This is a genomic window from Bradyrhizobium sp. CB1015, assembly GCF_025200925.1.
GTDB lineage: Bacteria > Pseudomonadota > Alphaproteobacteria > Rhizobiales > Xanthobacteraceae > Bradyrhizobium.
Window position 1 is genome coordinate 7387264 of sequence record NZ_CP104174.1, and the last position, 24497, is coordinate 7411760.

Genomic DNA, 24497 nt, shown 5'->3' on the forward strand with positions numbered 1-24497 from the left:
TACGACGCCTCGCCCAGGCGGAAGGCGGCCCTCGGCCGAGGCTGGCCCGAAGCTGGTCTCGACCACTGCGGCAGAATGTCCGGGAGAGCCGCCGGGACGCGCCCACCGAGGCGCGACTAGAGCATGATCCGGAAGTAGCGGTTTTCCGAAAAGATCATGCTCAGACAATAACCTAAAGCGCGATGACGATTCATCCTAATCGCATCGCGCTTTAGATGCCCAACGCCTTGCGGTTCAGCGTTCGCAGCACACGCAGCGACAAGGTTCGCACGTTCGCAACATTGAGCAGCCAGGCCGCAGCCGCATAGGCGAGGCCGCCGGCGAGGCTGACGATGACGAGCGATACGAGGCCGGTGCCGCCCGCTTGCGAGCGCGCCACCAGAATTGCCGCCGCCATCAATGCTGCGGACGCGGCAACGCCGGCGAGGCGATTGAGCTCGAACGGGACCGGATGGGCCCGATGCATCAGGACGAGTGCAACGAGGAAGCCGATCGCCTCGGTTGCCAGCGTCGCCAGCGCCGCGCCGTAAAGGCCGTAGCCGCCGATCAGCGCGAACATCAGGATGACGCTGATCACCAGCGTGAGAAAGGATTGCGCCGCCAGCATGAACGGCCGCTCGGCGAGCTGGAAGCTGATCTGCACGTAGAACTGGTTGGCGATGCCGAAGAAGCGGGCGAGCACCAGGGTCGGCAGCAGCGCCGAGACGCCGGCGCGGAAATCGATGCCGACGAGCGTGCCGGCCACCTGGTCCGCCGCAAACGCAAGCCAGACCGCAACGGGCGCGACGACGACGAGCAGGAGCTCGAGGCTTTCGGTCAGCCGCTCCCGCGTCGTCTCGCCGTTGTTCTCGGACAATGACCGGAACACCAGCGGCACAGTCGCCGCGGCGACGCTGGATGCGATCATGACCATGAACTGGCGCGGCAGATCGGCGGCTACGCCGAAGATGCCGGCAGCGTCCTTGCCGAGCAGATAGGCCACAATCAGCCGGTCGCAGGCCGAATAAACTGCAACGGAGAGGCCGGCCAGCGTCAGCGGCAGGCCGTAGCGGGCCAGTTGCATGAACTGGCTGCGCTGGAAGCGCGCGATCCCAGTGCGGTCGCCGACGAGATTGAGGATGATGCCGGCGAGCGACCCCAGACCGAATGCGGCGAGCAGCCCCAATCCGCCCCAGCCGAGCCAGATGCCGAGAAGACCGAAGCCGACGCTGGAGACGCTGCGCACGATCGAGATCGCCGCGAAGCGGTAGGGCCGCAATTTGGCGCGCTCGAACTCCTGGCCGACATCGACCGCATTGGCCATGATCGCGACGAACATGCTGGCGAGCAGCAGCTCGGGGCTGACATCGCTGCGGAACAGGACGACCACCGGCGTGGTGGCGCAGAGCACCGCGACTGTCAGGGCAAAGGCGACGATCGCCGTGCCGCGAAAATCGACCTCCGCCGACATCGCCTGATAGCGCGACACCGACAGCTTGATCCAGGCGAAGAAGATCGCGCCGAGAATGCCCGCAAGGCTGATGCCGACGACATAGACCCCGTACTCCGCCGGGCTCAGGAGCCGCGTATAGGCCGTGACGGCGAAGAAGCCCACCGCCGCAGGCAGGATGTAGGCGACCAGATAGATCGAGAAATGGCGGTTCAGCATGCGAGCACGGGACCGGCAGCGGTCTTGCGAGTGTGGCGAGGCTCGATCCAATTGGATCTTGGCGGGCGAACGAACTGCGCCGCAGCATCTCTCAAGAGTGTCACATAAGTCTGCAGAGCGCGCGGCGAATGACGCCTTGGAGCGGCTTTCGCGCATTAGCGTTAAATTTGCCCTGTGCTGCACGGGCGGACCGATCAGGAAAAAGAAACCATGTTTCCGGGCCTTTTCCGCTTCCAGGTCCCCTTTCACCGGCCCCGCCGCAGAGTTAACCGAACGACATGAAACCCGGGCGGTGCACGGCACCGCTTGGTACGAAGGCGCGTTGGTTGCAGAAGGAAGGCCCCAACGTGACCAGGCTCGCTAGACGCGAATTTCTGCTCGGCAGCGCCGCGGCCATTGCTGCGGGCGCATCTGCGTCCGCTGTGCCGGCCTCGAAACGCGCCCAGCGCCGTCCCGGCTTTGGCGCTGCGGCCACCTTGTGGGACCTGCAAGCCGATCCGCGGCTCGGCGAAGCCATCAGCACCTATTGCACGCAGGTGGTGCCGGTGCTCGAGCTGAAATGGCCGATGCTGCGGCCGGACGCCCATACGTTCGCCTTCGCGCGCGCCGACGCGATCCTGGATTTCGCGCGCGACAACGATCTGACCATGCGCGGCCACGCGCTCGCCTGGTATCACGACATTCCGGACTGGACCAAGCAGATCAAGGACAGCAAGGGCGTCGAACGCGCCTATCTCGACCACATCGGCACCGTCGTTTCCTACTACAAGGACAAGCTGACGTCATGGGATGTCGTCAACGAGCCGATCCCGGACAATCCAAAGGGGATCACCGACCGGCGCGATACGTTCTGGACGCAGCATCTCGGCAAGAGCTGGATTCCGCTGGCGTTCCGCACAGCCGCCGCGGCCGATCCCTTCGTCAAGCTCGCGATCAACGAATACGACATCGAATCGGCCAAGGACTCCTTCATCGCCAAGCGCGCAGCCTATCGCAACCTCATCATGGACCTGCTCGATCAGGGCGTTCCGCTCCACGCCGTCGGGCTGCAATCGCATCTACACGCCGAGCTCGCGATCGACACGCACGGGCTTGCCGAATTCGTCACCGAGCTGCGCTCCTGGGGCCTCGATGTGCTCATCACCGAACTCGACGTCGACGACCAGAAGCTGGCGGGAACTCCGGCGGAGCGCGACGCCGTCGTCGCCAAGCGCGTCGACGACCTGCTGACCGCCGTCTCCGCGAGCGGACCGGTGCGCTCGATCCTGACCTGGGGCCTCTCGGACCGTTACAGCTGGATCAACGGCACCTTCGCCCGCAAGGACAAGCAGCCGAACCGGCCGCTGCCGCTCGACGGCGAGTTCAAGCCGAAGCCGTTCATGGACGTCATCAGCAAGTTCACGAAAGACGCTTAGAGATCAGCGTGTCTTCGGCGTTTCGAACGCGGCCACATCGCCGATGTGATCGGGAGCGAGGCTCGGCGCGCGTCGATCGCTTGATGAGAGGCGGAACACGTCGCGGATGTCGTCGATCGAGGTCGACGAATAGGACTGAATGCAAAGCGCGACCTGCTCGGGCGAGGCCGTGCGCATCATCGCTTCGATGGCCGGACGGTCGAGCGGTGTGTCGTCCCAGTGCGAGACCGCGATGCTGTCTTCGGTGACCCGATGGCGCGCCAGGTGCTCCGGCGAGGTCGCGACGAAGTTTCCGTAAAGCAGATATTCGGAGAATTTCTTCTTCCGGCACAGCGCCAGCGCCCAGCTCGGGCCCGTCGCCGACTTGATCGCGTCGGTCATCGCACGCGTAGTGTCTCTGTCCCAGACCAGCGCGTTGCCGACATAATCGTCAGCCGGGAACGCGCGCTCGTTGAGGCCCAGAAGCTGGTCGACGGTGCGCAGCCACAGGCCGTGCAAGGGATGGTCGGCGCTGATCGCCTTGCGCGTGACGAAGAGCGGCGTCTTCTCGCCGCCGGCATATTGGCCGACGTCGAATTCGCGGAAGAACAGATTGTCCGAATCCAGGATGCAGACGCGCTGCTCCGGCGCATTGAGGACGCCGGCGATCTTCAGAATCTGCTGGATGTGCCAGCCGTGCACCGGCGAGGACAGCAGCGACAACCAGACACGCCGGCTGCCGAACTGGAGCGCGGGCGGCAGCGCGAACAGCCATTTCGGCAGATAGCGTGAGGCCGGAACGATGACCCTCCTGTTGGACGCGAAGCGCGCGAACAGCGGCACGTCCTCATCGTTAACGAGAACATAATGCCGCGTGTAGCCCGTCAGCCAGGTGTCGATGCTCTCGCTCAGCAGCGAAAAGCGTTCGATATCCTTGGCGTAGCTGGCAGTCAGCAGGGCAACGGAATGCATGGAGCACGCTCAAATGGCCATCAGCCCGCACTGATAGCGTCAATGCGAGATGCTGGAAACTCACGATAGGAATCAAGGTAAAGCGAAACGAAGTGCGACTGCCGGAGGGACTAGCCTTCGGACTGCAGGCCTCGGATGTAGGCGATCGCCCGCTCCGCTACGGCCGGATCAAGGTCGGTTTCGCGAATCCTACGCTCGACCAGCCTTAGGTCCAACGGACGCCTCTCATGAATTGCGCCCACAAACCGCTTGTCCCTTTCGTCCAATCGCGCAAGCTTGGACACGACGAGGTCCTCCGGCGCCGGCGCTACACCCGTGACCGTTCTTCCCGCGACTTCGGTTTGCACTCTGACTGCTCGCCCCTCCCAGCCTCTCGGGAGTTTGGCCGTAGTCTCATCGACGCCATCGATGTAGAACCCATGCGTACGATGGAATTGGCTCTCCGATCCGAACAGCCCATCGATATGTTCGGATGCCATCGGCTGCACACCATCGCGCGTACGCTTGGCCTCGGTCAGTTCCCAGATTCTCGCGTTCGCCGGAAACGCGTCAATCTCCGGTGATTCTCTTGCGGCCTCCGGGGCATCCGGCATGGAAGCCAGAATTGCCTGACTGCCAACCACAAATACCGTGTCGGTTTCGAATTCGTACGCTAGGGCCCTGACGACCCTGAGCAAATCCTCCAAAGTGCGCAGCGCGCCGGTCCCGGGCATCAAGGGCCACGCGAAGAGGGAGAGCGGGCGCTCAAGCCGCGTTCGACGATACGTCTTGCGGCTCTTCTCAACCGAACTCTCGCATCGTAGTCGCCGAAATGAACCCCTTCGACAAGATAAAACGGTGACGAGTTGCGGAGCATCACCATCTCACGATCGCGGCTGATCAGCCTCGACGCGAGCTCGCCGGTAGGAAGCGCAAGCAATTTCTGCCACTCCCGCACGAAAGGCCAGCCGTCGAATTGGTCGGCCTGCCGCGTATGCGCTTCCTTGGCCTTCTCCACCAATGATGGGTCGTGTCGGAGCCTCCGCACGATCAGCCGATGCATCATCAGCTTCGCGGTGTCGCCAACTACGCCCTCGTTCAGCCTGTCTTTCATCCGTCTCCCCAGAGACAGGTCAAAATATAGACGACCTACCGGGAACAAAAAAGGCCACGAGCTCCGCATAATTGCTGCATTGTTCCGGGGAGGACTAATCCGACGGCAGCCCCTGCTCCAGCCCGCGAAAGCGGAGCGGCGCCAGGGCTGAGGCGCGCTGCCACCAGTCGGCGACGCGGTCGTCGAGGCCGGTCACGCCGCGGCCATGGCCGGGGAAGATCCGGATCTGCTGGATCGCCTCTGCCTCGAAACCCCTGGCTTTCCGCCTGATCTTGAGGGCGGCGCCTTCGCGGTCGCGCTGGGTCAGCGGCACCAGAAGGCGGCCGCGCGGACGGAGCGACCGCAGCCAGAGCGGGTGCGGGTGCGGGAAACCGGCATGCACGATGATCACATCGGCGGGCCCGCCCACGTCCCTGCATCCATCGCCGTGGACGACGGTGACGTTCCCATAGTCGCGCAAATAGCTCGCCGCCCGGGCCGCGAGCCGCTCGTCGCATTCGATCGCATGGACCCGGCCCTTCTCGCCGACCATCATCGACAGCACCGCGGAGAAATAGCCGAGGCCGCAGCCGATCTGCACGACACGGTCCGCCCGCTTGACGTCGAGAAGGTCGATCAAATGCGCCCACAGGCTCGGCAGGCCGGTGTCGAGCTTGCGCCGTGCGTCGATGGCGACCAGCACGTTGTCATAGAGATGAACCGGATCGGCATCGGGCGTCAGCCGGTAGCTGTTCGCCGCCTCGGCCTTGATGCGCCAGGGTCCCCTTGGCAGAAATTTCTCGCGCGGAACGGCGGCGAGCGCATCCAGCAGACGCCTTGAGGCAATCCGCTCGCGCCTGGCGATCAGCTCCACGTAGCGCGCACGCGCGGCGGCAAGATCGCTCATGTCACAGATCGGCCTGCTCGCGCACCGGCGCGTCCGTACCGAGCTCGTCGAGGAGCTGCAACGCCTGCTTCAGGTCCGGCGTATAAAAGCCCTCGCTGAATTTGCCGACGATCGGCATGAGCAGGAGTCTTGCGTGCTCGCGCTTGCCGGCTTGATGCGACAGGCGCGCGAGGCAGACGGCGGTGCGAAGCTCCCAGGACAGCGCACCCTGCTTGCGCGCGATCTCCAGCGAAAGGCCGAACAGATCCTCCGCCTCGTGGACCGACGCCGGGTCGCCATTGGACAGCGTGATCTCGCCTTGCAGGCGATAGACCTCGGCGAGATAGAAGTGATCGCCGGTCCGCCTTGCGGTCGCGAGCGCACCATCCAGCGCGCGCAAGGCGGCGTCGCGCATCCCGACCTTGGCGTAGGTTTCCGCGAGCAGACAGCGGAACCAGCAGCCGGCGAGCCAGGAATCCATCGCCTCGTACTCGTCGAGGCCGAAGCGCATCTGGTTGAGGCCTTCGTCGGCTTCGCCGAGCTGAGCCAGCGCCCAGCCGCGCAGGATCGCCGCCTGCTGCTTCCAGTGCAGGAAATTGTGCTCCGTCGAAATGATCATGGCGCGGTTGGCGTGGTCGCGCGTGCCTTCCACGTCGCGCAAATGCTGCCGGAGATAGGCGCCGAACACCAGCGCGAAGGCGAGCGTGAAGGGGTGGCGGATCTTCTCGGCGTTCGCGATCGCCTGCTCGCTGTGCTGGCGCGCCGCGTCGGGCCGGCCGAGGAACCACAGGAGGTAGCCGAGATAGGACAGCGAGACGACGCCGGGATCGATGCCGTGCCGTTCCATCAAATCGGAGTGCAGATCGGGGCTGAACAGGTTGATGCAGCGGTGCAAATGGTGCTGCGAGGCTGCGAAGCGGCCGCGATAGAGCATGGTCATCGCGATCGCGCGGTGCGCCTCGATCAGATAGCCGGTCTGCTGCGCCGGCTGCGTCCGCTCGTTCAGCCGCTCGCGCTTGGCGAACTTCAACAGCTCGACGCTGAGATCGTGCGCGCGGGTGAGATCGGCCCGGATGAAATGGCACACCCAGAGCCCGCGCGTGGCAGCGAAGACCTTTTCGTCGTCATCGAGCTGACGGCCGAGCTCCAGCGCGCGGATGTAGTTCTCCTCGACCTCCTGCACCGCGTAGCCCTTGGCCGCGATCAGCGCATTGCCGAGCGCAATGCGCAGCTCGAGCTCCATCTCGTCCGCGCCCTGCATGCGCGCATTGGCCTGCACGACGTTGAGGCCGCGGCGCAGATGGCCGATCGCTTCCAGGTTGGCGCCGCTCTTGGCCGCCTGCTTGCCGGCCTTGAGCCAGAAGCTGGCGGCGCCCTCGCTCTGGCCGGATTCGGTCAAATGATGGGCGAGCAGCTCCGGTTCGCGCTCGGTCTTCTCCGGATACATCTCGGCGAGCACCTGGGCGATCCGCGCATGCAGCTTGCGCCGCTCGCTGTGCAGCAGGCTCGCATGCGCGGCGTTCTGGATCATCACGTGCTTGAAGGAGTAGAGCGCGTCCGGCGGATGGCCGCGGCGCATGATCAGCCCCGCCTCTTCCAGATGATTGAGTGCCGCCTCGATCTGCTCGGCCGGCGTATTGGCGACGGCGTGCAGCGTCTCGTAGGAGAACTCCCGGCCGATCGTGGCGCCGATCTGCGCGATCCGCTTGAAAGGTCCCATCCGGTCGAGCCGCGCCATCAGCGAGTCGGTCAGGGTGGCCGGGATTGCGAGCTGCCGCCACGGTCCCGACAGCACATAGCGCCCGTGCCGCTCGGTGAGCAGATTGGATTCGAGAACCGTCTTGGTCAGCTCTTCCAGGAACAGCGGCACACCGTCGGTCTTGACGATGATCTCCTCGACGACCTCCTTGGGCAGCTCGCGGCCCGCGACGCGCTCGACCAGGGTCGTGCGCAGGTGCCGGCTCAGGCGGTTCAGGACCAGGGTGGTGATGTGCGAATGCGCGTTCCAGCTCGGCTGGAATTCCGAGCGCGCGGTGATGATCACCAGGATCGACCGGCTCTGCACCCGATCGACCAGGAGGTCGATCACCTCGCGGGAGGTCGGGTCGATCCAGTGCAAATCCTCGAACGCGATCACGAGCGGCATCTCGCGCGCAAGGCCGAGGAAATGGTTGACCAGCGCCACGACGGTCGCATCCTTCTGCTGCTGCGGCGACAGCTCGAGCGGCGGATAGCGGTCCCCGGTCGGTATCGACAGCAGCGCGGCAAACAGCGGAGTGACCTGCTCGATGTCGCCATGAGCGGCGGCGATCGCGTGCTCCAGGCTCGCCAGCGACAGCGCGGACGAATCCTCGCGATCGAGGCCGAGGAAGAATTTCAGCTGCTCGACGAACGGATAGAACGCGGTGGAGGTGTAATAGGGCGAGCACTGCAGGGAGACCTGTCCATGGCGGTCGCCCGATATCCGCTCGAAGATCTCCTGGATGATGCGCGACTTGCCGATGCCGGGCTCGCCGAACTTGACCACGACCTGGCCGTCGCCGTCCTTGGCCTGCTGCCAGCGCCCCATCAACAGCGCGATCTCCTCCTCACGGTTGACGAGCGGCGTCAGCCGCGTGCCCATGGCGGCAGCGAAGCGGGTCTCCATCCGCGAGGCGCGCACCACGTGCCAGGCCTGTGCCTTCTCGGAGATTCCCTTCAAGTCGTGGACGCCGAGATTGCGGTAGTCGAACTTCCCCTTCAGCAGCGACTGGGTCGAAGCGGAGATCACCACGCCGTTGGGCGGCGCCAGGCCTTGCAGGCGCGCCGCGAGATTGACGGTCTCCCCGACCGCGGAATCGCGTTCTTCGGTGCCCTGCCCGACCAGATCGCCGACCACGACGAGCCCGGTCGCGATCCCGATGCGGACGGCGGGTGAATGGCTGAGCGCACCGCGCGGCTCGACCGCGCGTGCCGTCGACAACACCCGCACGATCTCGAGCCCGGCGCGCACCGCGCGCTCGGCATCGTCCTCATGTGCGGTCGGATAGCCGAAATAGACCAGGATACCGTCGCCGACGAAACGGGCGGCAAAGCCCTCGTATTGCTTGACCACCCGGACGCAGGTCTCGCGAAAATCCGCGATCATGTCGCGGACGTCCTCCGGATCGAACTGCGCGGACAGCGAGGTGGAATCCACCATGTCGCAGAACATGGTGGTGAGCTGGCGCCGTTCGGCTCCGACCTCGGCCCGGATTTGCGGACGCGCCGCCGCGGCTGGTGCCTCCGTGGTTTCCGCTTGAAACAGCGCCGCCATCGCCCGCTGGAGCCGCTTGCGATCGCCGAGCGGCAATCCGAGCTCGACCAGATCGGCTTCGGTGAGATCCCCGATGACGTCGAGATCGAGACGGTGCTGCGCGAAAAGATCGGTGTAGTGCCCGAGGCCGATACTTTCGAGCCAGCGCTTCAGCCCGCCTTCCAAATCCGTGCCCGGCTCATTCTCCAGCATGGTGATTCTGCCCGACCATCACTCCGTCGAAGGGCTTGAGGGCCCCTCAACCACAGATTTTGGGGGCCAAACTTCACCTCGGACTGGACGCATTCCCTAACTTCTTGGAAGAATAACTCAATCGGACCAAAAGGGAATGGCGTTGTCGGATATTGCAACCGGAGCGGACGAAGCATCCGCCGGCACCACGGCCGAAACGAAGATATTTGCGCATATCAGCGGCCTTCTCGAATTCTACGCCCGCAGGACGCCGGCGGCGCCCGCACTCCTCGCTCCCGGCCGGCCGGCGCTCAGCTATGGCGCGCTGGCCGAATCGATCCGGCAATTGGTCCGTACCTTGCGTGAGCGCGGCATCGGTCCCGCAGACCGCATCGCGGTCGCGTTGCCGCGCGGCGCGGATACTGCGCTGGCACTGATCGCAGTCGCATCAGGCTGCGCCTGCGTCCCCGTCAACCCCGATCTGACGGCGGACGAGCTGCAAGGCTATTTCAGCGAACTAAAGCTGACGGCGCTCGTGACCCGGGCAGACATGAACTCGGCGAGCCGTGATGTCGCCAGGGTGCTCGATATCGCCGTGATCGATTTCGTGGCGGGGCCCGCCAACGATCTCGGCGGCTGCGCGTTCATCGCTCCGGCGATCGGGCCGGCGAGTGCCAACGGCGGTTCGCGCGGCGACGACGATGCGTTCATCCTGCTGACGTCAGGCACGGCGGCACGGCCGAAAATGGTGCCGCTGACCCACCGCAATGTCTGCCTCTCCGCTTACAATGCCGGCCACGTGCTGTCGCTCACGACGCATGATCGCCTGCTCAACGTCCTGCCGCTGTTTCATGCCCATGGCTTGATCTCCGGCCTGCTCACGGCACTCGCCGCAGGCTCCAGCGCAATCTGCACCGACGGCTTTGACGCATCGTCCTTCTTCGGCTGGATGCGGCAGCTGCAGCCGACCTGGTACACGGCGGTGCCGACCATTCATCGCGCATTGCTGACGGCGGCGGAGGCGAATCCCGACCGCGCCCGACCGTCGTCGCTGCGCGTGATCCGGTCGGCCTCGGCCTCGCTCGCCCCGGCGATTCTCGCCGGGCTGGAGGCGACGTTCGGCGTTCCCGTGCTCGAGACCTACGGCATGACCGAGGCGGCCTCGCAGATCGCGGCCAATCCGTTCGAGCTGCGCAAGGTCGGATCGGTCGGCCGCGCCGCCGGCCCGGAGATCGCGATCATGGACGAGACGGGCCGCACGCTCGCGAGCGGCGCGCACGGCGAGATCATGCTGCGCGGGCCGAACATGAGCCGCGGCTATTATAATGACGAGGCGGCGACGCGGGCCGCGTTCCGCAACGGCTGGTTCAGAACCGGCGACCTAGGCTATCTCGATGACGACGGCTATCTCTTCATCGTCGGCCGCATCAAGGACGTCATCAACCGCGGCGGGCAGAAGATCTCGCCGCTGGAGGTGGAAGACGTCCTGCTCAGCCATCCGGCGGTGCTGGAGGCCGGCGTGTTCGCGGTCCCGCACGAGAAGCTCGGCGAGAACGTCGCCGCAATCGTGGTGCTGCGGCCGAACGCCGAGGCGACCTCGGACCAGCTGCGCCAATTCGCACGAAAGCGGCTTGCAGCCTACAAGGTGCCGAGCCTGATCCGAAGCGTGCCAGCGCTGCCGAAGGGCGCCAGCGGCAAGGTCAAGCGCAATGCCCTCGCCGGGCTGATTGCAACCGTAGACGCGGGCGACGAGACCCGGCTGCCGCGCACTGCGATCGAGAGCCAGCTCGCCGAGATCTGGGCCGGCCTGCTGGAGCTGCCGCAGGTCGGCGCCGACCAGGACGTCTTCGCGCTCGGCGCGGATTCGCTCGCGGTGACACAGATGCGCTCGCGCCTGCGCGACCGCTTCAATGCCGACTTTTCGTTCGAGGACATCTTCGATTGCCCGACGGTCGCAGCGCTTGCGGCCCGGATCGAGACCGCCGCAAGCCGGCGCGAGACGGCACTGCCGGCCTGGCGCCGGCTTTCGGGCGCCGACGCACCGCTGTCGTTCCAGCAGCAGCGCATGTACGTGCTCTCGCGGCTGGACCCGACCCGGTACAATTATAACGTCGTCGAAGTCGCCGTTCTCAAGGGCCTGGTCGACGCCGCCGCGCTGTCTGCGAGCCTCGCTGCGATCTCAACGCGCCATGAGGCGCTGCGCTCGGTCTTCGTCGAGCGCCAAGGCGAGCCGGTGCAGCTTGTGCTGTCATCGACGCCGCGCTTGGAGCGCATCAAGCTCAAGCCATGCCCCGCGGACAGGCGGCCTGCGGCAATCCGGCGCGAGGCGCTCAAGCTTGCACAACATGAGTTCGACCTGGCCCGCGAGCCGCCCCTGAAGGTCACATTGCTGTCGTTCGACAAGAACAGTCATGCGCTGGTGGTCAACGTCCATCACCTTGCCACCGATGGCTGGTCGCAGCGGCTGTTCTGGGAGGAGCTCGCCGTCCATTATGCCGTGGCGCGCAAGAAGCATTTGGCCGCACCGCCTCCGCCCGCCTTCCAATATCGCGACTTCGCGCTCTGGCAGCAAAGCTGGGCGCAGACGCCGGCGGCCAGGGAGCAGCTCGATTATTGGCGCGCCCAGCTCGACGGCGTCACCATGCTGCCGCTGCGAACCGACAGGCCGAGGCCTGAGGTCTGGAGCGGGCACGGCGCGCGCCACTATCTCGAATTCTCGAAATCCCTGTCGGCCGAGCTGCGTACGCTGAGCCAGAACCAGGGCGTCACGCCGTTCATGACGCTGCTCGCCGCCTTCCAGTGCCTGTTGTTCCGCCACACCTCGCATGAGGACGTCGCCACGGGATCGCTGATCGCCAACCGCAACCAGATCGAGACCGAACGCCTGATCGGGCTGTTCGCCAACACCCTGATCTTGCGCAACGATTTCAGCGGCGATCCGAGCTTCGGCGAGATGTTGCGGCGGGTGCGGCAAGTCACGCTGGACGCCTACCGCAACCAGGACCTTCCGATCGAGGAGGTGCTGCGCGCATTGCGGGTCGCGCGCCGCAGCGACGGCAATCCGCTGTTCCGGATCATGTTCATCCTCCAGAACGCCTCGATCGAGGCGGCGCGCTTTCCCGGCCTGTCGACGCGGCGGCTGGAGGTCGATCCCAGGGTGGCGCGTTTCGACATCACGCTCGAACTGGTCGAGGCCGATGGCCGCTTCACCGGCTTCTTCGAATACGCCACCGATCTGTTCGACGCCCCGACGATCGAAGGCATGGCCGCCCAGTTCAAGACGCTGCTCAAGGCCGTCATCGCCAATCCGGAGCAGCGCATCTCGCGCCTGCCGCTCCTGACCGAAGCCGAACGCCGGCAATTGCTGGCGAAAGGTCGGGGCGTACCGGCCAATTTCACCACCCGCGGCAACTTAAGCGAACGCTTCGACCGCCAGGCCAGGAAGACGCCGAACGCCGTCGCGGTCTCGGACGGTCGCACGTCCCTGACCTATCGCCAGCTGGCGCACCGCAGCCGGGCGGCCGCCCGCTGGCTGGCCCGCGAGGGCGTCGGCGCCGAGAGCGTGGTTGCCCTGCTCGCGGAGCGCGGGCCCGACCTGCTCGCCGCGATGATCGCGGTGCAGCGCGTCGGCGCGGCCTTCCTCAATCTCGATCCGGACCAGCCGACGGCACGGCTCTCGACCATCCTCGGATCGAGCTGTGCCCGTATGCTGCTGACCGGGCGGGCTCAGTCTGCCATGGTCGAGGCCCTGCTCGAACCGCTGGTCGAGCGCATCCAGGTGGCCGAGCTCGACGACGCGGTCGCGCCAAGGGCAGACAAGCCGGCTCGCGCCACACGGCGCGCCGCCTCGAGCCTTGCCTATCTCGTCTATACGTCGGGCTCCTCCGGCGCGCCGAAGGGCGTCATGATCGAGCAGCGCGGTCTGTCGAACCATCTGGCCTCGCTCATCTCCGAGCTCGGTCTCTCGCCTAAGGACGTGATCGCGCAGACCGCGCCGCAGAGCTTCGTCATCTCGATCTGGCAATTCCTCGCCGGGCCGATGGTCGGCGCGCGCGTCCATGTCTGCGGCAACGCGATCGTGCAGGACCCGATCCTGCTGGCGCGCGAGATCGAGCGCGAGGGCATCACGGTGCTCGAGATCGTGCCCTCGCTGCTGCGCGTCATTCTCGATCGCATGGACGAGGCGCCGATGCGGCGCGCCTTCTCCAGATTGCGGCTGCTGATCTCGACCGGCGAGCCGTTGCCCGTCGACCTCTGTCGCGCCTGGTTTGCCCATTGCCCGCGGGTGCCGCTGATCAATGCCTACGGCGCGTCGGAATGCTCCGACGACGTCTCCCTGCATCGCCTGACCAAGGCGCCGGCGACCGCGACGGCCAACGTTCCGGTCGGCGCGCCGCTGCCGAACATTCAGCTTTACGTGCTCGACGCGCACCTCCAGCCGCAACCGATCGGCGTGACCGGCGAGCTCTGCATCGGCGGCGCCGGAATCGGCCGCGGCTACATCAACGATCCCGCGCAGAGCCGGCAGCGCTTTCTGCCCGATCCGTTCTCGCGCCAGGCCGGCAGCCGGCTCTACCGGACCGGCGATCTGGCCCGGCGCCGCGCCGACGGGACGATCGAATGCCTGGGCCGGGCCGACCATCAGGTCAAGGTCCGCGGCTATCGTATCGAGCTGAAGGAGATCGAGAACGCGCTGACCGAGCATCGAAGCGTGCGCGCCGCCATCATCGAACCGCGCCGCGAGGCGAGCGGCGATATCAGGCTGATCGCCCATATCGTCGCCAATCCCGGCAGCCGGAGCAGCGCCAGCGAGCTGCGCGACTTCCTGAAGAGCCGGCTGCCCGGCCACGCCGTCCCCTCCGCCTTCCTGTTCCTGGATCAGGTGCCGCTCAACGCCCATGGCAAGATCGACCGCTCCGCGCTGCTGGCGTCCGTCCCGCCGGAAACGTCGGGCCCGGATGCGGCCGTCCCGGCGCGGCACTTCACCGAAAAGGTGCTTTCCGACATCTGGATCGACCTGCTGAAGGTCGAGAGCATCGGTGTCACCGACAATTTCTTCGATCTCGGCGGCCATTCGCTGCTGGCTGGCCAGGTGATGGCGCGCCTCGCGCGGGCGCTCGGCGTGTCGCTGCCGATCAAGACCATCTTCGAGGCGCCGACGATCGAAGGGTTGGCGCGGCGGGTCGACCATGCCGTGGCCACGAAGCCGCACAAGCCTGCCGCAAGCCTGCCACGATCAGCTGCAGGCGGGCCGCCTGCGCCTTCCATCGCGCAGGACCAGATGCTGCAGATCGAACGGAATCTGCCGGGGCTGCCGCAGTTCAACCTGCCCTTCGCCTTCCGTCTGCAGGGCCCGCTCGATTCGGCCGCCCTGGCAAAGGCGATCGACGAGGTGGTGCGCCGGCACGAATCGCTCCGCACCGCGTTCGCCTGGAGCGGCGATGCGCCCGAAAGCCGAATCGCCGCGCCGCGCGCGCTCGGCCGGATCATGACCGTCGAGACGATCGGCGACGGTCATCCCCACAACAACAAGCGGCGCAAGGCGCTCGAGCTCAGGAAGATCGATCTCCTGATCCAGCGAGAGACCTATACCCCGATCGACATCACGCGCGCGCCGCTGTTGCGCGCCCGGCTGCTGCGGCTCCACGACGACGATCACGTGCTGCTGCTGACGCTGCATCATGCCGTCGTCGACGGCTGGTCGATCGGCGTGCTGTTCGAGGAATTGTCGAGCCGCTATGCGGCGCTGGCCGGATATCCGTCCGCGCCATTGCCGAAGCCGCCACCTGCCTTTTCGGATGTCGCACGCTGGCAGCGCTGGTGGTGCGGCACCGACGCGGCGCGCCGCCAGGCTGCCGACTGGACCGAGAATTTGCGTGGAGCGGGCCCCGTCTTCGGCGGCGAATCGAGCCCGGGCGCCTCCACCGGGCATCATCCGGTCAGCCTCGAGCGCGAGCTGATCGCCCGGCTGACGGCGTTCGCCGGCCAGCACAATTGCACGCTGTTCATGTGCCTGCTCACAGGCCTCAAAGCCATGCTGCTGGCCCGGACGGGCCGCACCGACATCGCGGTCGCGACCGCCATGGCCAATCGTGCCCAGCCGGACACCGACCGAATCATCGGTCCGTTCGAGAACACGGTGATCGTCCGCACGACGATCACGCCCGACCTGTCGTTCGCGCAGGCCTTGATGCGGGTGCGCCAGAGCGTGCTCAACGCGCATGCGCGGCAGGAGCTGCCGTTCAACGTCCTGGCCGATCGATTGGAGCAGGAGGGGATCGATCCGGCCTCGCTGCTCCAGGTCTATTTCACGCTGCAGAATCCGCTGCGCCAGCCGCTCGATCTGCCGGATCTCGCGACAGAATCGATCGGCAACGTCGCGCGCGAAGGCCAGCCGGTGCTGCCGATCGACCAGACCTGGCTGTCGCTGATGCTCAAGGAGCGCCCGACCGGCATCACCGGCTCATGCAATTACAAGCGCGATTTGCTCGAGGACCGAGTGGTCGGCGAATGGATGGAGGATCTCGTCGCGCTGCTGACGGCGGCTATCGCCCAGCCCAACGCACCGCTCGGCAGGTTGCTCGCGCGCAGGGCCGCTTGACGCCGTTACATCTCCAAGAATACCGGATTCACGCGCCAAAGCTGTGAATGATCAAGTTGCGTCTTGATTATTTGGCGTCGTCGCGCAAGATTATTCTCGCGTTTTGATTTGGAACGATCATTTTCAACCGGGGGAGTGTTATGGGTTTCATCAAATTTACCAAAGGCACCTCGTTGAGCGCCAAGGACCGCAAGGCCCTGCAGAAGTTGCTGACCGCAGAGAAGAAGAAGCTCCAGTCCGCGCTGAAGGACGTCGACGCCAGCCTTTCGATGCTGGGTGCGTCGAAGAAGGCCAAGAAGAAAAAGAAGTAAGATTCGTCGGCCGGCACGCCGCACGAATCTCTGGACTTCAATTTTCGAGCTTCAGTTTCGGCATTGGCCGCTTGCTTGTCGAGTTTGGGGGCTCGCACAAGCTTGCGCCTGTAACCCGGCCTGCAAATCGACAAGAATTCGCCCGGGTGGACCGCTAGGAACGGTCCTCTCGGCTGATTCTTGCTCAGTTGTTTCTTCCGTCGGGACCGGGGATTTGGCCCCGCCTGACGCCATGGGCCCAATTGATGGCAGACGACAGAATCGAACTCTTTGTCGGACTGATCGAGACCATTGACGTGCCGGGCGCGGTCGAGGCGTCCCGACGCCTGCTCTCGGTCGACGAACGGGCCCGGGCCGATCGCTTCGTGTTCGAGCGGCATCGGCGGCAGTACATTTTCGCACATGCCATGTTGCGCCTCGCGCTGTCGCAGGTCGCTTCCAACGTCGCGCCCACCGACTGGTCGTTTGGCGCGGGCCGCTATGGCCGGCCGTTCGTCGCAGCACCGGCCACCTCGACCGCGCTGCATTTCAGCCTGTCGCATGCCGACGGCTGCGTCGCCTGCGTGGTGTCGCGGCATGAGGCCGTCGGGGTCGACGTCGAAACCGTGTCGCGGCGCATCGCGCCGCTGTCCACTGCGCTTCGCTTCTTTGCGCCGGAGGAGATCGAAGCCTTGCGCGGACTGCCGGAGCCCGCGGCCATTGAGCGCTTCTTCGACTATTGGACGCTCAAGGAGGCCTATCTGAAGGCCAGGGGCTTTGGGCTCAATCTGCCGCTCGACGCCTTCGCCATGCAGGTGTCACGCGAGGCCATCGGGATCAGCTTCAAGCCTGACATCATCGACGATCCGGACGGCTGGCGCTTCTCGCTGTGCTCGCCATCGCCCTCGCATCGCCTTGCGATCGCCGACGGCTCCCGCGCGGACGGCGGCCTTCCCATCAGCCGCCATGCCTGGCCTCTCCGCGAAGCCGCGGAGTGAGGCGCGCAAGCGGGGAGAGACGAAGCGATCTCACCGCGCATCTTCGAAGCCCGCCAGCACAGAGGTCAGGTTGGCACCGAGGATATCCGAGAGATAGCCGCCTTCCTGGACCAAGACGGTCGGCAGGCCCATCTTCGCAATGGCCTGGCCGATGCGGCGGAAGCCAGGTGTGGTGACGGCCAATCCCTTCAGCGGATCGTGCTCGGAGGCATCGAGGCCAAGTGCGACCACGAGGGCGCCGGGTGCAAAGGCTTCGATCGCCTTGCGCGCGATGTCCAGCGCCTGGAGATAGCCATCATCGCCGGTGCCGATGGGAAGCGGAATGTTGAGATTGGTGCCGAGGCCGGGTCCCTCGCCGCGCTCATGCGCATAGCCCCATACGTAGGGATAATACGCAACGGGGTCGGCGTGGATCGAGATCGTGTAGACGTCCGGCCGGGCATAAAAGATGCCTTGCGTGCCGTTGCCGTGATGGACATCGACGTCGAGGATCACGACGCGCTCGTGCTTCTGCCGCAGATGCGCCGCCGCGATCGCGCTGTTGTTGAGGAAGCAGAAGCCGCCGGCCATGTCGCGATAGGCGTGATGGCCGGGCGGACGGCAGAGCGCGTAGACGGCGTCCTCGCCATCCATCACCATCTGCGCGGCGGTGACCGCAACGTCGGTGGCGGCGCAGGCCGCGGCCCACGTGCCCGGGCCGATCGGCGCCGCGGTGTCGGCGGTGTGCCAGCCGAGCTTGCCGACGATATGGGTCGGATAGGTCGCGGCATGGCGCACGGGATGGATATTGCCGATCATCTCCGGGCCGGAATCGCCGAGCGCCGTCCAGGCATCCCAGGCTTCGCTGAGGAACGACAGGTATTCCGGACTGTGAACGCGTGCGCGCGGTCCCTGCCCGAACGTCTTGGGCTCGACCAGTTGATGCCTGCCGTCCTTCAATCCCTTGAGCAGGCGGTCGGCGCGCTCGGGCTGCTCGGTGGTGCGCTTGACGACACCGCGCACCAGGAAGAATTGCGGATCGTGGCTGCGGTGCAGTTCGGTATGGACGGCTTTCACTCAAACACTCCGTGGTCGCATGCTACTGGACGTGCCGCAGAGTCTTGATCGCCACGGCCGCCAGATGCAAGCAAGAAGAGTGCCGCCTGCGCTCCCTCTCCCGCTTGCGGGAGAGGGTCGGGGAGAGGGGTGTCTCCACAAGGGGACAATCCCCGAGAGGAGAGAGCCCTCACCCGGCGCGCGGGACGATGCTTCGCATCGCCCGGAACGCGCCGACCTCTCCCGCAAGCGGGAGAGGTGAACAAGCCGCAGCAATCGATTCAACCAAGGCCATCCCGCTCAGCAACGGCCACGCTGAAGACAGTGCTCGCGGCCCTGCTGGTCGGTGCGGAAGGATTCGATGAAGCCGCCCTGGCGCTGGGTGACGAAGACGGTCTTGCCGTCGCTGCCGCCGAAGGCGAGGTTGGTCGGCTCCTTGGCCTTCAGCGGGATCTCGCGCTCGACCGCGCCGTTCGGCTTCATCAGCGCGATCGTGCCCTTGAGAATGCGTGCGACGTAGAGGCGGCCGGCGACATCGGTGCGCAGGCCGTCGATGGTGTCGGGCTGAAACGCCTTGACCAGTTTTGCCGCGGTGAGCGCGTTGCCGCTGATCGTATAGGACCAGATCTGGCCGCTGCTGGATTCCCCGACATAGAGCGTCTTGCCATCAGGGCTGAGGTCGATGCCGTTGGTGGTGCCCATCGCGCGCGGCGCCGACATCACCTGGCCCTGCGCCGTCCCGTCCGCTCCCCTGACGATGCGCCAGATGTGGCCTTCGCGCCCCTTCCAGTTCGGATCGCTCGCATAGATCGTGCCGTCGCGCGCGATGGTGATGTCGTTGGGCTGGTTCATCTCGGCGGAGTGAAACCACACCGCGGGCCCGGTCGCGCCCTTGGGGATCGCGAAGATGTTGTGCTTCTTGTAGTCGGCAATGAACATGGTGCCGCTGCGATCGAAACGGATCGCGTTGCCGACGCTGCCGTCGGGGAGCGTCGTGAACAGCTCCGAGGCGGCGCCACCCGCGGGCAATTTGCCGATGGTGCCGGCCTTGCCGAGATTGACGACATACAGGTTGCCGTCGAGATCGGCGGCCGGCCCTTCGATGCCGAAGGTGTACTCGCTGGCGGGCGTCACCTGTGCGCTTTCGAACAGTTTTGTTTCGGCAGCGGCCGGCGGCGTCGCAACGAGCAGAATGCTACTGCACAGGCACCAGAAGTTCCTGCCGGATGTAATAGCCATCGCCGTCGGTGCACTCGCCGTTCAGATAGGGATCGGCTGGCCGGAAGAACCGGCTGAAGCCGGGTTTGTCTACAGCGCTCCTTTGTGTCACGACGACGACCTTTCCGGCCGGCATTTCGCCGCATTCCTTGTTGGTCTTGCTGAAAAACTTCCGCTGCGGCGGGCCGGGCTTGATCCGCATCCGCGTGCCCGGAACCATTTTGGCGACGAGCAGGTCCGCGGTATCGAGCAGGCGCGTATAACCGGGCTCGGTCTTCGGCAGGCTCTCGCCGCCCGGGGGCATCAGCTTCTCGGCGCCGAGGCCGCGCAGGCGCGTGCGCAGCCTGCCGGCGTCGGGATCGCCTGGATAGATCCAGCCGTCCTGCGACAGCATGAAGTGCAGCATCGCTTTGTCCTTCTCCGCATCCGATTGCCCTGCGTTCAGGCCGAAATCCGAATGGCAGCCGACGCAATGCTTCTCGACGAGGCCCTCGCGCAAGGTGGTGAGGCGAACGCTGTTCTGCGCGTCCCTGACGACGAAAGCTGCGAGCTGGTCGATCATCGCCTGGCTGCGCGTATCGCAGGGGAGCGGCTGAGGCGCTTCGCCCGCGGCGCGATCGATCCGGATCACGGTCTGGTTCTTGTCCTCGACCAGCCAGATCGCGCCGTCCTCTGCGACTGTCATGCCGACCGGCGCGCCTTGCGGCCGCGCGCCGTTGACGCGGTGCCAGCCTGCGATCAGCTCCTCGAACGGCGCGGCGGCGACCTCGCCCATGTCAGTCTGGAAACTGCGGGTCGGGTCGGCCGCGCAACTCACGTGATAGCGCACCGGTGCCGCACTGGGTTTGGGAAAGCCGTGATCGTCGACGTCATAGACCAGCAGCCGGCTGCCGGTCGGCCGATAGCCGTGCAGGCCGACCAGCAGCTTGCCTTCCAGCTCCGGGAATTTGGCGCCGTGGTAATACAGCATCGCGAGCGGCGCGCCGTGCGGCGGCAGCAGCGACAGCGGCGCCTTGTAAAGCGCATTGGCCGAGCAGAACGACTTATAGGTCCCCGATTGCAGCACGAGCCTGAATTCCGGACTCGGCGTCGACAAATCGTAGCAATAGGGCCAGCCATAGTGCCTGCCCTGCTCGATCGCGTTGATCTCCTCGTTCGGCTTGAAGATGTCGGGCAGATCGCGGGCGTTCTCGCCCTGCAAGAAGGCGTAGCCGACATCCGGAAAATTCGGATGCAGCACGAGGGCCATCGAGTTGCGCAAGCCGCGCGCATAGACGCTGTGCGGCGGGTCGGGATCACCGGGTTTCAATGCCGGGAAGACGCCGCCTGCCGGCGGCGTGAACAGCCAGATCGATGCGAGCGCAGACGCGCCCTCGGCCGCCGCACAGGGTTTTGTGATCGGCGCAGGCGTGATGCAATCATCGCTGTGCGAGCCGACATTGACGAACAGCCGGCCGTCCCGGTCGAACACGAACTGCTTGAGCGGATGCGCGCTCTCATCGAGCCTCTTGCCGTCCGGCAGCGTGATCCGGCGGCCGGGCATGTGACGGATGATGGTCTCGACCGTGCTGCGCGGGTTGTCTGCAAGCGGATCGAACCGGAAGATCGCCTCCGCGGTCGAGGCATAGAGCTTCCTGTCCGGGCCGATGACGAGGCCGAACGGATATTCGAGTCCCGTCAGCAACTCCTTGAAGCGTTGCCCCTGCGGGGCACGGGGATCGAGCAGCAGCAGCCGCCCGTCGGTGTGGCCCCAGCCGCCCATGTCGGCGACGACGAACAGGTCGCGGCCGGGCATCTGCACGATCGAGCGCGGAAATTTGAGGCGGTCCTCTTCGCTGGCGACGAGGCCGGCGCAAAATCCCGCCTTCATGTCAATCTGGATCCTGGGAAAGGCGAGCTCGCCGCTGCCGCAGGCTTCGGTGCCGATCGCGTAGCCGCTCTTCCTGACCGGCTCGGACGAGGCCGGGGCCGAGCCGAGCAGCGCGGCGGCCCAAACCGCTGGAAAGACAACCGCTGCAAGCAAGCGCAGATTTCGCCGTTCGCGCCCGAATGTGAGCTGGTTCACGGTCACCCCCGACTTCCCGCGGACGTTGTTCCATGCCGCCGCGGCGCCGTCCAGTCATCACCCGCCTGTGATTAAACCTGTAACGACCTTGGCGCCGACCAATCTCCGTAGATTCCCTTACCGGGCTCGACCCGAATGTTTCGCGAATGCTTGGGGTGGTATCGGTTTGCCGTCCCGATCGCTTTCTACAGGAGGCGCCTATGGTCCAGGTCTATTTTCACTGCTCCAACACCGAGGGCACGCTGATCGACCGCTACGGCGCCGCAGTCGCCAATCTGACCGAGGCGCGCGACCGCGCCACTCAGATCATGAACTCGATGATCCAGACCCCCGGCGCCGAAGACTGGCGCGACTGGGTGATCCATGTCAGCGACGACGCTGGCGAGGAGATCTTCGATCTCCCCTTCACCGCCATGCTCGGCAAGCCGCATTGAGGTGATGTCATGTTGCCCGCTTCACTGAGCCTGCTGCGCCAGCCCCTGAGCTTCGTCGCCACCAGATGGCAGACGCTGATCCGCGTCGCGGCCAACCCCTATCGCCCCGAGCTGCACTACATGCGCGGACCCGGCCCGAAATGGCGCGCCAAGTACCAGGCCAGCCGGCTGGATCGCATGCGCTGAGCGCTGAGGCTTCGTCGCCCTCCCCCGATTTCCGTCTCCTCCCCATCATGGCCGGGCTGAGTAGCCCGGCCATGATGCGTTCGGGACAGCAGCGCCCCTGCCGCGCCGCGCCTGCTTCACACCAGCCATGTCGCGCCTCCTTTGGGCGTGTTCTCGTTCGCCGCAATGTGCCATTGTCCGCGCGCTTCGCCAATTGCGGAGCCGCGCATTCAACGCAGCGAAGCCATCGACGAGCATCAAGACGACACCATGCCTCAGCAGTTCAGCCTCAACCAAACAATCCGCAAGCCCGCCGTCACATCCAAGGGCGGCATCGTCGCCTCACAATCGCGGCGGGCGGCCGAGGTCGGGGCAGAGGTACTGGCCGCGGGCGGCGATTGCGTGGACGCGATCGTCGCGACCACGTTTGCCCTCAACGTCCTCGAGCCCTGGAACAGCGGCATCGGCGGCGGCGGTGCGATGGTGCTCTACCGCGCCAAGGAAAATCGCTACCAGGTGATCGACTACGGCATGTGCGCGCCGCAGGGCCTGCGCACGGCCGACTATCCGCTCAGCGGCGAAGGCGCCGCCTCGGACCTGTTTCCCTGGCCAAGGGTGAAAGACGATCGCAACATTCACGGCCCCGGCTCGATCGCCGTGCCCGGCGTCGTCGCCGGAATGGAAGAGGCGCACCGCCGCTACGCCAAATTGCCGTGGAAGGATCTGGTCACGCCGGCAGCTCGGCTCGCCGGCGAAGGCCTGCTGGTCGATTGGTGGACGACGGTGTCGATCGCGGGCTCGGCCGCCGATCTCAGGCGCTACCCCGCGAGCGCGGCCGCATATCTGAAGGACGGCCTGCCGCCGACCGCGCCATGGGGCATCAAGGCTGAGACGCGGCTGCCGCAGGATGCCCTGAAGGCGACGCTGTCACATCTCGCAGACGCGGGCGCGCGCGATTTCTATCAGGGCGATCTCGCCAGGAGCATTGCTTCCGACATCAAGGCCGATGGCGGCTCGCTGTCGGTGGAGGATCTCGCCGCATTCCGCGCCCATCTGCGCGAGCCGCTGGCGATCCCCTATCGCGAAGGCAAGGTGTTCGCGACCCCGGAGCTCACCGCAGGGCCAACCATGGCGCATGCGCTGCGCCTGTTGCAGCAGAGCTTGACGCCCGCGGGCGCGCCGGATGCCGGCGCCTATGTCGAATATGCGCGCGCTCTGCAGGCCGCCTTCCGCGAGCGGCTCAAGGACATGGGCGATGCCGACGGCAAGCGCTCGCTCGGCGCCGAATATCTGGCGCCGGCCTGCACCACGCATTTCTCGGTGGTCGATCGTCACGGCAACATCGCGGCGGTGACGCAGACGCTGCTCTCGTCGTTCGGCTCGCGATACGTGACACCGCACACCGGTATCACCATGAACAACGGCATCATGTGGTTCGACCCGACGCCTGATACCACCAACTCGCTCGCACCCGGCAAGCGCTGCCTCTGCAACTACACGCCGGTCATCGCCGAGACCAGGGACGGCAAGCGCCTCGCCGTCGGCGCCTCCGGCGGACGCCGCATCCTGCCATCGGTGATGCAGCTCGTGTCCTTCGCGATGGATTTCGGCATGGACTTGGACGCCGCCATCCACCAGCCGCGCATCGACGCCAGCGAAGGCGCGGTGGTGATCGGCGATGCGCGCCTGCCGGCGGAGGTGCGCAAGGCGCTTGCCGCGCGCTTCGACTATGAAGAGAGCCGGGTGCAGGCGGTGCCGCAGAAGTTCGCCTTCCCGAGCGTCGTGATGCGCGAGGGCGAGCTCAATTCCGGCGCGGTCGAGATTTTCCAGCCCTGGGCCGATGCGGTGGCGGAGGCTTGACTCCTCGAAATGCCAGCGCGCGTTGAGCTCCAGCGCGATTACGCATCCAGGCGAGCGTCACGACTCCTCCACATTCGCAGGGAACTTACCCGCCCACCGTTCGTTCACTGAACGGACAATGCGCTCGCCCCACTGGAGGACATGATGAAGAAACTTGCGCTCGCCGCGTCGCTGATCGTTGCGGCCGGCCTAACACTGACCAGCCCCGCGTTGGCCAAGGGCGGCCACGGCGGCGGACATGGTCATGGCCACGGCCACGCGATGGGCCATCATCACCATGGCACGCCGCCCGGATGGTACCATGGGCGCAAGGTCGGCTGGCGCGGTTACGGCTGCCCGCCCGGACTGTGGAAGCAGGGTCGCTGCTGACGCCATCTGCAATTCCTGAGAAGG

At 65.8% G+C, this 24497-nt stretch carries 17 protein-coding genes; 8 read left to right on the forward strand and 9 right to left on the reverse strand.

Annotation, left to right across the window (positions count from 1 at the left end; genetic code table 11):
• Positions 1 to 211: 211 nt before the first annotated feature.
• Entirely contained in the window at positions 212 to 1648 is a 1437-nt protein-coding gene (locus N2604_RS34590) for a lipopolysaccharide biosynthesis protein (RefSeq protein ID WP_260372424.1), read from the reverse strand.
• 347 nt (positions 1649 to 1995) lie between these two features.
• Here N2604_RS34590 and N2604_RS34595 point away from each other — a divergent pair, with 347 nt between their 5' ends.
• Positions 1996 to 3063: an endo-1,4-beta-xylanase gene (locus tag N2604_RS34595; RefSeq protein ID WP_260372425.1), complete on the forward strand. Its 1068-nt coding sequence runs from the start codon at positions 1996 to 1998 to the stop codon at positions 3061 to 3063.
• A gap of 3 nt (positions 3064 to 3066) precedes the next feature.
• On the opposite strand, the gene N2604_RS34600 is transcribed toward N2604_RS34595, so the two are convergent.
• The 5 genes from N2604_RS34600 to N2604_RS34620 form a co-directional block, all read right to left on the reverse strand.
• On the reverse strand, positions 3067 to 4014 hold the full coding sequence (locus N2604_RS34600; protein WP_260372426.1) for a DUF6492 family protein: 948 nt from the start codon (positions 4012 to 4014) through the stop codon (positions 3067 to 3069).
• A gap of 110 nt (positions 4015 to 4124) precedes the next feature.
• A complete protein-coding gene (locus tag N2604_RS34605) occupies positions 4125 to 4727 on the reverse strand; it encodes a DUF6036 family nucleotidyltransferase (RefSeq protein WP_260372427.1) in 603 nt (200 codons plus the stop codon).
• Entirely contained in the window at positions 4727 to 5107 is a 381-nt protein-coding gene (locus N2604_RS34610) for a hypothetical protein (RefSeq protein WP_260372428.1), read from the reverse strand. Before N2604_RS34610 ends, N2604_RS34605 begins: the two co-directional genes overlap by 1 nt.
• Positions 5108 to 5201: 94 nt before the next feature.
• Positions 5202 to 5993 (reverse strand): protein-L-isoaspartate O-methyltransferase, encoded by a 792-nt coding sequence (locus N2604_RS34615; RefSeq protein ID WP_260372429.1) that lies wholly within the window; start codon positions 5991 to 5993, stop codon positions 5202 to 5204.
• Between the two features lies 1 nt (position 5994).
• Positions 5995 to 9459 carry an AAA family ATPase gene (locus tag N2604_RS34620; protein ID WP_260372430.1) on the reverse strand — a complete coding sequence of 1155 codons (3465 nt, stop codon included), beginning with the start codon at positions 9457 to 9459 and terminating at the stop codon, positions 5995 to 5997.
• A 136-nt stretch (positions 9460 to 9595) separates the two neighbouring features.
• Between N2604_RS34620 and N2604_RS34625 the strand changes: the two genes are divergently transcribed.
• The 3 genes from N2604_RS34625 (at position 9596) to N2604_RS34635 (ending at position 17327) form a co-directional block, all read left to right on the forward strand.
• The gene (locus N2604_RS34625) at positions 9596 to 16039 is read left to right on the forward strand and encodes a non-ribosomal peptide synthetase (protein ID WP_260372431.1); all 6444 of its coding nucleotides are present in this window, start codon (positions 9596 to 9598) and stop codon (positions 16037 to 16039) included.
• A 140-nt stretch (positions 16040 to 16179) separates the two neighbouring features.
• Complete coding sequence (locus N2604_RS34630) at positions 16180 to 16350, forward strand: hypothetical protein (protein ID WP_260372432.1); 171 nt, start codon at positions 16180 to 16182, stop codon at positions 16348 to 16350.
• Positions 16351 to 16595: 245 nt separating this feature from the next.
• Complete coding sequence (locus N2604_RS34635) at positions 16596 to 17327, forward strand: 4'-phosphopantetheinyl transferase superfamily protein (RefSeq protein WP_260372433.1); 732 nt, start codon at positions 16596 to 16598, stop codon at positions 17325 to 17327.
• Between the two features lie 30 nt (positions 17328 to 17357).
• Here N2604_RS34635 and N2604_RS34640 read toward each other — a convergent pair whose 3' ends face one another.
• The 3 genes from N2604_RS34640 to N2604_RS34650 form a co-directional block, all read right to left on the reverse strand.
• Entirely contained in the window at positions 17358 to 18383 is a 1026-nt protein-coding gene (locus tag N2604_RS34640) for a histone deacetylase family protein (protein WP_260372434.1), read from the reverse strand.
• A gap of 279 nt (positions 18384 to 18662) precedes the next feature.
• Positions 18663 to 19601 (reverse strand): SMP-30/gluconolactonase/LRE family protein, encoded by a 939-nt coding sequence (locus N2604_RS34645; protein WP_260372435.1) that lies wholly within the window; start codon positions 19599 to 19601, stop codon positions 18663 to 18665.
• Positions 19558 to 21645 carry a sorbosone dehydrogenase family protein gene (locus N2604_RS34650; RefSeq protein WP_260372436.1) on the reverse strand — a complete coding sequence of 696 codons (2088 nt, stop codon included), beginning with the start codon at positions 21643 to 21645 and terminating at the stop codon, positions 19558 to 19560. The genes N2604_RS34645 and N2604_RS34650 overlap by 44 nt, the downstream gene beginning before the upstream one ends.
• Positions 21646 to 21845: 200 nt before the next feature.
• On the opposite strand from N2604_RS34650, the gene N2604_RS34655 reads away from it, so the two are divergent.
• From N2604_RS34655 to N2604_RS34670, 4 genes are all read left to right on the forward strand, one after another.
• Positions 21846 to 22079, forward strand: a complete 234-nt coding sequence (locus tag N2604_RS34655) for a DUF6894 family protein (RefSeq protein ID WP_260372437.1) — start codon at positions 21846 to 21848, stop codon at positions 22077 to 22079.
• Positions 22080 to 22088: 9 nt separating this feature from the next.
• Positions 22089 to 22265 (forward strand): hypothetical protein, encoded by a 177-nt coding sequence (locus tag N2604_RS34660; RefSeq protein WP_260372438.1) that lies wholly within the window; start codon positions 22089 to 22091, stop codon positions 22263 to 22265.
• Positions 22266 to 22514: 249 nt separating this feature from the next.
• Complete coding sequence (locus N2604_RS34665; protein ID WP_260372439.1) at positions 22515 to 24104, forward strand: gamma-glutamyltransferase family protein; 1590 nt, start codon at positions 22515 to 22517, stop codon at positions 24102 to 24104.
• A 144-nt stretch (positions 24105 to 24248) separates the two neighbouring features.
• Entirely contained in the window at positions 24249 to 24473 is a 225-nt protein-coding gene (locus tag N2604_RS34670) for a hypothetical protein (protein ID WP_260372440.1), read from the forward strand.
• Positions 24474 to 24497 lie beyond the last annotated feature (24 nt).

What these genes read in the sequence shown, in the direction of transcription:
- N2604_RS34590 (WP_260372424.1), bottom strand. Translation starts at nt 1,648, where the DNA reads ATGCTGAACCGCCATTTCTCGATCTATCTGGTCGCCTACATCCTGCCT.
- N2604_RS34600 (WP_260372426.1), bottom strand. Translation starts at nt 4,014, where the DNA reads ATGCATTCCGTTGCCCTGCTGACTGCCAGCTACGCCAAGGATATCGAA.
- N2604_RS34605 (WP_260372427.1), bottom strand. Translation starts at nt 4,727, where the DNA reads ATGCCCGGGACCGGCGCGCTGCGCACTTTGGAGGATTTGCTCAGGGTC.
- N2604_RS34610 (WP_260372428.1), bottom strand. Translation starts at nt 5,107, where the DNA reads ATGAAAGACAGGCTGAACGAGGGCGTAGTTGGCGACACCGCGAAGCTG.
- N2604_RS34615 (WP_260372429.1), bottom strand. Translation starts at nt 5,993, where the DNA reads ATGAGCGATCTTGCCGCCGCGCGTGCGCGCTACGTGGAGCTGATCGCC.
- N2604_RS34620 (WP_260372430.1), bottom strand. Translation starts at nt 9,459, where the DNA reads ATGCTGGAGAATGAGCCGGGCACGGATTTGGAAGGCGGGCTGAAGCGC.
- N2604_RS34625 (WP_260372431.1), top strand. Translation starts at nt 9,596, where the DNA reads ATGGCGTTGTCGGATATTGCAACCGGAGCGGACGAAGCATCCGCCGGC.
- N2604_RS34630 (WP_260372432.1), top strand. Translation starts at nt 16,180, where the DNA reads ATGGGTTTCATCAAATTTACCAAAGGCACCTCGTTGAGCGCCAAGGAC.
- N2604_RS34635 (WP_260372433.1), top strand. Translation starts at nt 16,596, where the DNA reads ATGGCAGACGACAGAATCGAACTCTTTGTCGGACTGATCGAGACCATT.
- N2604_RS34645 (WP_260372435.1), bottom strand. Translation starts at nt 19,601, where the DNA reads ATGGCTATTACATCCGGCAGGAACTTCTGGTGCCTGTGCAGTAGCATT.
- N2604_RS34655 (WP_260372437.1), top strand. Translation starts at nt 21,846, where the DNA reads ATGGTCCAGGTCTATTTTCACTGCTCCAACACCGAGGGCACGCTGATC.
- N2604_RS34660 (WP_260372438.1), top strand. Translation starts at nt 22,089, where the DNA reads ATGTTGCCCGCTTCACTGAGCCTGCTGCGCCAGCCCCTGAGCTTCGTC.
- N2604_RS34665 (WP_260372439.1), top strand. Translation starts at nt 22,515, where the DNA reads ATGCCTCAGCAGTTCAGCCTCAACCAAACAATCCGCAAGCCCGCCGTC.
- N2604_RS34670 (WP_260372440.1), top strand. Translation starts at nt 24,249, where the DNA reads ATGAAGAAACTTGCGCTCGCCGCGTCGCTGATCGTTGCGGCCGGCCTA.